General features: G+C 59.4%; 10 protein-coding genes. 8 read left to right on the top strand and 2 right to left on the bottom strand.

Going from position 1 to position 7,142, the window contains the following annotated elements:
- Positions 1-48: 48 nt before the first annotated feature.
- Positions 49-990 (bottom strand): ACP S-malonyltransferase, encoded by a 942-nt coding sequence (fabD, locus tag QZ638_RS21350; protein WP_295814245.1) that lies wholly within the window; start codon positions 988-990, stop codon positions 49-51.
- 179 nt (positions 991-1,169) lie between these two features.
- Between fabD and QZ638_RS21345 the strand changes: the two genes are divergently transcribed.
- The 3 genes from QZ638_RS21345 to QZ638_RS21335 all read left to right on the top strand — a co-directional run bounded on the left by QZ638_RS21345 (position 1,170) and on the right by QZ638_RS21335 (position 3,271).
- Positions 1,170-1,448, top strand: coding sequence for a hypothetical protein (locus QZ638_RS21345; RefSeq protein WP_295814242.1), 279 nt, complete (start codon positions 1,170-1,172; stop codon positions 1,446-1,448).
- A gap of 135 nt (positions 1,449-1,583) precedes the next feature.
- Entirely contained in the window at positions 1,584-2,513 is a 930-nt protein-coding gene (locus tag QZ638_RS21340) for an ABC transporter ATP-binding protein (protein ID WP_295814239.1), read from the top strand.
- Positions 2,510-3,271: an ABC transporter permease gene (locus QZ638_RS21335; protein WP_295814237.1), complete on the top strand. Its 762-nt coding sequence runs from the start codon at positions 2,510-2,512 to the stop codon at positions 3,269-3,271. The genes QZ638_RS21340 and QZ638_RS21335 overlap by 4 nt, the downstream gene beginning before the upstream one ends.
- Before the next feature lie 98 nt (positions 3,272-3,369).
- Here QZ638_RS21335 and QZ638_RS21330 read toward each other — a convergent pair whose 3' ends face one another.
- Entirely contained in the window at positions 3,370-4,038 is a 669-nt protein-coding gene (locus QZ638_RS21330; protein WP_295814235.1) for a YafY family protein, read from the bottom strand.
- A gap of 109 nt (positions 4,039-4,147) precedes the next feature.
- Here QZ638_RS21330 and QZ638_RS21325 point away from each other — a divergent pair, with 109 nt between their 5' ends.
- The 5 genes from QZ638_RS21325 to QZ638_RS21305 form a co-directional block, all read left to right on the top strand.
- Positions 4,148-4,786, top strand: a complete 639-nt coding sequence (locus QZ638_RS21325; protein ID WP_295814233.1) for a hypothetical protein — start codon at positions 4,148-4,150, stop codon at positions 4,784-4,786.
- Between the two features lie 236 nt (positions 4,787-5,022).
- Positions 5,023-5,454, top strand: a complete 432-nt coding sequence (gene rpsF / locus QZ638_RS21320) for a 30S ribosomal protein S6 (RefSeq protein ID WP_295814248.1) — start codon at positions 5,023-5,025, stop codon at positions 5,452-5,454.
- Positions 5,454-5,702 carry a 30S ribosomal protein S18 gene (gene rpsR / locus QZ638_RS21315; RefSeq protein ID WP_295814231.1) on the top strand — a complete coding sequence of 83 codons (249 nt, stop codon included), beginning with the start codon at positions 5,454-5,456 and terminating at the stop codon, positions 5,700-5,702. Before rpsF ends, rpsR begins: the two co-directional genes overlap by 1 nt.
- 204 nt (positions 5,703-5,906) lie before the next feature.
- Complete coding sequence (gene rplI, locus QZ638_RS21310; RefSeq protein ID WP_295814230.1) at positions 5,907-6,509, top strand: 50S ribosomal protein L9; 603 nt, start codon at positions 5,907-5,909, stop codon at positions 6,507-6,509.
- A gap of 369 nt (positions 6,510-6,878) precedes the next feature.
- Positions 6,879-7,142 (top strand): DnaB-like helicase N-terminal domain-containing protein (locus QZ638_RS21305; protein WP_295814228.1); only part of this gene is annotated, 264 nt, incomplete at its 3' end.

Genomic DNA, 7,142 nt, shown 5'->3' with positions numbered 1-7,142 from the left:
TACCGGGTTCCGGTTCGCCAGCCCCGGCGACTGCTGTCGCAGTTAAGCTCAGCCGAGCGCCGCCATAACCGCTTCGATGTCGGCCGGCGTGTTGACCGGAACGGCGGACAGGTCACGGTTGATGCGTCGAGCGAGACCGGACAAGACCTTGCCCGAACCTATCTCGTAAAGCGCGTTTATCTCGCTCTCACCGAACCAGAGAACGGTTTCACGCCAGCGCACGCGGCCGGTGACCTGTTCGACCAGCCGCTCGGCGATCTCCTCGGGATCGTTCAGCGGCGAAACCGTGACATTCGCCACCACCGGCACGACCGGCGCAGTCTTCTTGACATCCGCGAGTGCTTCGCGCATCGCATCTGCGGCCGGCTGCATCAAGGCGGAATGGAAGGGCGCCGAGACCGGCAGCATGATCGCACGCTTCGCGCCTTTCTCCGAGGCGAGCGTCGTGGCCGCCTCAACAGCGCTCCTGGCGCCGGAAACCACAAGTTGGCCACCGCCATTGTCGTTGGCGATCTGACAAACGCCGTTCTTGCCGGCGGCGGCGCACACGTCTTCCACGTCTCCCGCCTCGAGGCCGATGATGGCTGCCATAGCACCCTGGCCCACCGGGACTGCCGCCTGCATGGCATTGCCGCGAATGCGCAGAAGCCGTGCGGTGTCGGCCAAAGAGAACATGCCGGCAGCGCAAAGCGCGGAATATTCGCCGAGCGAATGGCCGGCCACATAAGACACCTTGTCCTTCAGGGAGAAACCGCCTTTTTCCATCACCCGCATCGCGGCAATGGAAACAGCCATCAGCGCGGGCTGCGCATTGGCCGTGAGCGTCAACTCGTCGTCGGGCCCTTCCCACATGACTTTGGAGAGCTTCTGTTCCAGCGCGTCGTCGACCTCCTGGAACACGTCCCTCGCCTCGGGAAATGCGTCGGCCAGGTCGCGCCCCATGCCGACAGCCTGACTTCCCTGACCTGGAAAGGTGAAAGCGATGCTCATCGCCAAATCTCCGGTAATCGTCACTATCGGGCGCATCTGGTGACGCAACACAAACGGCACGTCAAGCTTTTTGGGCGTTTTCCGCCTCCGTGACCTAAGGACATGAAAACTCCACAATTCGGGAGAGATGTATCGTCGCTCCGCCCCATTTCCGGTGGCGTGTACGGATGTTTACAGACATGACATTTCAGTCAGCAGATGCACGGTCGCGAGGAAACACGCCCCGGCACAAGCTCACGCTCGCCCAAGTAATCGGTTTCGTTTCCGTGACGATTTTCGTCTCCACCGAGGTGGCGGCCGCATCGGCTGCCGGCATCTGGGGTCTTTCCGGCCTTCTTCATCTTCAAACAGCCGGCGAGATCGTCCTGTCCGTGATCATCGGCGTTCCGGCGCTTTTTGCAATGGTGCGCTGCGCGCAACTCGCTTTTGCCGCAGAAACCGATCCGGAAAACAACTGACGCCACCACAAGAGCCGGCGTCCTCCGTTCATGTCAGGAAATGTCAGCGAGCGTACACGCACGCTGGCAAGCGGTCCGCATAGCACCTATATGTGCGCGGCTCGCCAAAGCTCCCGACATGACGGATCCGTTTCTATGACGACAGCTCTTTCCATCAATAATCTTTCCAAAACCTACGATACCGGCCTGACCGCGCTGCAATCGGTCGATCTCGACATCAGGCGCGGTGAAATCCTGGCCTTGCTCGGCCCCAATGGTGCCGGCAAGACAACGATGATCTCGATCATCTGCGGCCTGGTGAAACCGTCGGCCGGCACGGTGACGGTTGAAGGCAACGACATCGTCGACAACTATCGTCAGGCGCGACAACTGATCGGGCTTGTGCCACAGGAACTGCATACCGAAACCTTCGAGACTGTCTGGGCCACCGTGAGCTACAGCCGCGGCCTGTTCGGCAAGAAACCAGCACCGGCGCTGGTCGAGCAGATTTTGCGCGACCTCTCGCTCTATGACAAAAAGGACAGCCAGATCATGGCGCTTTCGGGCGGTATGAAACGGCGCGTGATGATCGCCAAGGCGCTGGCGCATGAGCCGCGCATTCTGTTCCTGGACGAGCCCACCGCCGGCGTCGACGTTGAACTGCGCAAGGACATGTGGCGATTGGTGAAGCGGCTGCGCGACACGGGTGTCACGATCATTTTGACCACGCACTACATCGAAGAGGCAGAAGAAATCGCCGACCGGGTGGGCGTCATCAGCAAGGGCCGACTCCTTCTCGTGGAAGAAAAAGCTGAACTGATGCGCAAGCTCGGCCAAAAACAACTCACGCGGGACCTGCAAAAGCCGCTGGAGCGCCTGCCGGAACAGCTTTCCGAATACGACCTGGAACTCGTCGACGGCGGCGAGCGGGTCATCTATCACTATGACACACAGGCGAAACGAACGGGCATTGCCTCATTGTTGTCTGCGCTCAGCGAAGCCGGAATCACGGTCAAAGATCTCGACACGGAGCAACGCTCGCTCGAAGACATTTTCGTGAGCCTCGTTGTGGAGGAAAACCAGTGAACTTCGAAGCCGTTAAATCCATCTACCTTTTCGAGATGGCGCGCATGAAGCGCACGCTTTTGCAAAGCGTGATCTCGCCAGTGCTGTCCACCTCGCTTTATTTCATCGTTTTCGGCGCCGCCATCGGTTCTCGCATCGAGGAGATCGACGGTATCCAGTACGGCGCTTTCATCGTTCCCGGACTGATGATGCTGACGCTTTTGCAGAACTCGATTTCCAATGCCTCCTTCGGCATCTATTTTCCAAAGTTCATCGGCACGATCTACGAGGTCCTGTCTGCGCCGATCTCGTTTCTTGAGATCGTGCTGGGCTATGTGGGGGCCGCGGCGACGAAATCGCTGATCCTCGGCCTGATCATCCTGGCAACGGCGCATCTGTTCGTCCCCATCGAGATCAAGCATCCCTTCTGGATGTTGTTCTTCCTGGTGATGACGGCGGTGACTTTCAGCCTGTTCGGGTTCATCATCGGCATCTGGGCCGACAATTTCGAAAAACTGCAGCTCGTTCCGCTCCTGGTGATTACACCGCTCGTTTTTCTCGGCGGCTCCTTCTACTCGGTCGAGATGCTGCCGGAGTTCTGGCAGAAGGTGACGCTGGCCAATCCGGTGCTCTATCTCATCAGCGGCTTCCGCTGGAGCTTCTACGAGACCTCGGATGTGGGGATCGGCGTCAGCATCGCCATGATCACCTTCTTCCTGGCTCTGTGCCTTGCCGTTATCTGGTGGATATTCAGGACCGGGTATCGGTTGAAGACGTAGAGCGTCTCATCATTTCACAGGAACGCCGTCCCGCTCTGCTTGCGTTCTTCGCATTCGCGAGGATGTCGCCGGCAACCAACTGCAAAGCGCTCTGAAGGCTAACGCAGAGTCTTGAGGTAGTCCTTGAATTCCATGCCCGCCTGCGGAGCGAAGCGGTCGCCGGTTTCGGCGACCGCCGTCAATCGGTCGACGCGAAAATTGCGGAAATCATTGCGCGTGTCGCACCAAGCCGTGAGCAGCCAGACATTGTCGAAAGCCGTGAGGCCGAGCGGGCGGATCCGGCGCGTGCTTTGCCTGTCCTTCAGATCGAGATAGACGATTTCGAGTCGCCGACGCTCCCGCACCGCCCTGCGCAACGCCGCCAAATGCCGCTGCGCCTCCGAGGCTTTCGAATAGGCGATCATATCGCCCCGGCGCACGCGCTCATGCCCACCGCCGGGCGCGACCGAATCGACTTTCGCGGCCACCCGCGCGGCAGCCTGTTTCAGCGCGCCGTCGCCACGCGCCGAGATCAACTGCATGCCAAGCGTGATCGCGTCGAGTTCGTCGGCGTCGAAATGCAGCGGCGGCAGAAAATAGCCGCGCTCCATCTGATAACCGATGCCGCCTTCGCCTCGGATAGGAGCCCCCATGGACTGAAGCGTGGCGATGTCGCGATAGATGGTGCGCACGGAAACGCCCAGCGTTTCGGCAAGCACGGCGGCGCTGACCGGTTGACGGTGCATCCGCAACTGCTCGAGCAGTCCGAAAAGTCGCGATGCGCGCATCCATTTACCCTGACAGAAATTGTCAATCTCATACCGTAGATACGTCACCGCAACAGATCCGGCAAGACCAGCCATAACGGCTGGCCCGGCATGAAAAGGAAGACGATCAATGTTGAGAAAAACCGGCGGCCCTTTGAGCGTGATGGGCTTTGCACGATACGAAAAGCGTGCGGGTGTGGAGACCGCGCGGCTGATCGACGCTGCACTCACCTGGCAGGAAACATTTCTGCGCCCGAGGGAGGGCATCCTTTTTCACGCCTTTCTGGGCAATCTGAACGGCGGGTTCGCCGACATCATCTTCGCCCGAGACGACAAGAGCTTCGATGCGATGCTGAACGCACATATGGAGGCGCCCAGCTCCGAAGCGTTCATGGCTCTCCTTTCCCCCGACAGCATCCGGCTTTCACGCCATCGCGTTCTCAAGCCCGTCGCCGCCCCGCCCAGCGATTTCTCGTGCGTCGAGTTCGGTACGTTCGAGATCGCAGAGAACATGGAGGCCGGCGAACGGGACGTTCTGGCCATCTCGGAGCGGATAGAAACCGACTATCTGAGCCGATCGGACAACACGCGGCTGCACTTCATAGGTATGGGAGCGCAGAACCGCTTCTGCGAGGTCACGTTCGGGCGTTCGCTCGGCGAGACGAAACGCCTATGCGAAGGCTATGTCGGACATCCCACCTGCCAACCGCTTCTGGATGTGTGCGACCCGGCCAGCCTCGACCTCGATTTCTGGTTTGTTCTGGCCTAAGGCGGCGCCTTGCATCTTCGCTCAAAACCTGTATAAGCGCGCGGTCTGCCGGTCTCAGCTGGGGGCTGAACGGAGGGCCGTGCGTCCGCTGCGCGCGTTGTGAAGGCAAGTCCTTCCGCCTCCCGTGTCTCCGCTCTCGACCGTCCAAAGCGCTTTTCTTCGGCCCTTCCGGGACAAGACAAGTCGCAGAGGCTTAGCCGCTGGGTCGGTGGATGGAAACGAAGAAAGGCAAGACAATGGCACTTTACGAACACGTGTTTCTTGCCCGGCAGGATCTTTCGCCGCAGCAGGTCGATGCCCTTGTGGAACAGTACAAGGGTGTCATCGAGGCTGGTGGCGGCTCCGTCGGCCGGGTCGAGAATTGGGGGCAGAAGTCCCTCGCCTACCGGATCAAGAAGAACCGTAAGGCATATTTCACGCTTATGGACATCGACTCTCCGGCCGAGGCGGTGAAGGAAGTCGAGCGACAGATGGGTCTGTCGGAAGACATTCTGCGCTTCATCACCGTTCGCGTCGACGCCCACGAAGAAGGCCCGTCCGCAATGATGCAGCGCCGCGACGACCGCGGCCCGCGTCGTGACGACCGTGGCCCGCGCGGCCCGCGCCGCGACGATCGTGGTCCGCGTCGCGACCATGACCGCGACAGCAACAAGGAAGGCTCCGAATAATGGTCGATATCAATCAGATCCCGACGCGGCGCCCGTTCCATCGCCGTCGCAAGACGTGCCCGTTCTCCGGCGCCAACGCTCCGAAGATCGACTACAAGGACGTGAAGCTTCTGCAGCGCTACATTTCCGAGCGCGGCAAGATCGTCCCCTCCCGCATCACCGCGGTGAGCCAGAAGAAGCAGCGTGAACTGGCCAAAGCCATCAAGCGCGCCCGCTTCCTGGGCCTGCTCCCCTACATGGTGAAGTAAATTTCGGTGCGGGCGGTTTTCCGCCCGCACACTTCCCGCGGCGGGCGCGGGCAAGTATCGAGCAAATCCCGAGTTGGGGCTTCTTTGCCCCTAACTGCCACCGGCAGGACAGCGACCCACATGCCGCGTGAACCGGCATTTTCCGTTTCTGCCCTGCCCAAAACGTTTTCCGGTGCTCCGCGCCGATGAAGAAGGACAGAAACGATGGATGTTATTCTCCTTGAGCGTATCGCCAAGCTCGGCCAGATGGGCGACGAGGTGAAGGTCAAAGACGGCTATGCCCGTAATTTCCTCTTGCCCAAGGGCAAGGCTCTGCGCGCCAACAAGGCGAACATGCAGCGCTTCGAAAACGAGCGCGCCCAGCTTGAAGCCCGCAACCTGGAACGTCGTCAGGAAGCCGAAGCGGTTGCCGCAAAGCTCGATGGCGAATCCATGATCATGATCCGGTCGGCCGGCGAAACCGGTCAGCTCTACGGTTCCGTTTCCACGCGTGACATCGCTGAGGGTCTGACCGCCGCTGGTTTCACCGTTTCCCGCGGCCAGGTCGAACTGCGCCCCCCGATCAAGACGATCGGCCTGCACAGCGTCCTGATCCAGCTTCACCCTGAAGTCGAAGTCAGCGTCACCGTGAACGTCGCCCGCTCCGAAGACGAAGCCGTCCGTCAGGCCGCAGGTGAAGACCTGACCGCGCCTGAACAGGATATCTTCGAATTCGAGGAAGACGAAGAAGAAGCCGAAGGCGAAGTCGCTGAAGGCGGCGAAGCGGAAGCCACCGAAGAAGCAGTCGCCGAAGAAGAAGAAGCCTAAGCGGCTTTTTTCGACAGCTTTGAAGATTGAGGAAGCGGCGCTTAAAAGGCGCCGCTTTCTTTTTTGTCCGAATGGCCGGTTCGTTGCTTTGCAACAAGATATTTGCGGCGCAGTATCGTTCAAATTACGGGTATGAACACACTCATACACATGCGTTTTTCATTTAACCTGATAATTTTTACAATAAAAACAAAGTGCTCACTTCCATCCTCTGCGCGAGGCTTTTTTGAAGCCTTCCGTCAAGGTCCAAGGGGGGATATCCCCGTTGATTTTGAGCCTCTTCACATAATGGGACATGCCCATTTTTGATCCTTGAAGCTGCGCTGTAAATGCCTGTAGACCGGGTGGGCAAGGTCATCGGGGGACATCATGAAAGGCACACTGCAATCGGTCGAAACGGAAGCTGCCGCACAGCGCATGGCGCCGCATAACGCGGAAGCCGAGCGACAATTGCTGGGTGCCATTCTGGTCAACAACGAGACCTACTACCGGGTTTCGGACTTCCTCGAACCGTATCATTTCTTTGTCCCACCGCATCAGGACATCTATGAGAAGATCGGCCAACTGATTCGCGCGGGCAAGACCGCCTCGCCGATCACGCTCAAGACCTTCTTTCCGGCAGATGCCAAGATC

It is taken from the genome of uncultured Nitratireductor sp. (assembly GCF_913053745.1).
GTDB lineage: Bacteria > Pseudomonadota > Alphaproteobacteria > Rhizobiales > Rhizobiaceae > Nitratireductor.
Note: the sequence above shows the minus strand (reverse complement) of the source record. Positions and strands in the feature narration are given on the sequence as shown.